The following is a 337-nucleotide window of genomic DNA, read 5'->3' as shown; positions in this document are numbered from 1 at the left end:
TCAATACGTCGCCATCCGCTACACCGAGCGTCTTGCTGAGGCCGGCGCGGTCGCCTCGGTCGGCTCCACCGGCGACTCGTATGACAACGCCCTGGCCGAGGCCTTCAACTCGCTATTCAAGGCAGAACTGGTCCGTAACCTCGGGCCCTGGAAGAACATCGACGACCTCGAGATCGCGACCGCGGAATACATCGACTGGTTCAATCACCGGCGTCTGCACGGCGAGATCGGCATGATTCCGCCCGTCGAGCTCGAGGACGTCTACCATCACAACAACCCCGCACCGGCACCCGCCGACGCGGCACTTGCGAGCCTCTAACAAACCCGGGGCGATTCA

The 337-nt window shown here is 63.2% G+C and carries 1 protein-coding gene; it reads left to right on the top strand.

The window, feature by feature from the left end; all coding sequences use genetic code 11:
• A partial coding sequence (locus L979_RS13780) for an integrase core domain-containing protein (RefSeq protein ID WP_047692828.1) occupies nucleotides 1-319 on the top strand: 319 nt, incomplete at its 5' end.
• Nucleotides 320-337 lie beyond the last annotated feature (18 nt).

It is taken from the genome of Kocuria sp. ZOR0020 (assembly GCF_000800955.1).
Taxonomy (GTDB): Bacteria; Actinomycetota; Actinomycetes; order Actinomycetales; family Micrococcaceae; genus Kocuria; species Kocuria subflava.
The sequence above is the reverse complement of the archived record's forward strand: the minus strand, read 5'-3'. Positions and strand labels throughout refer to the sequence as shown.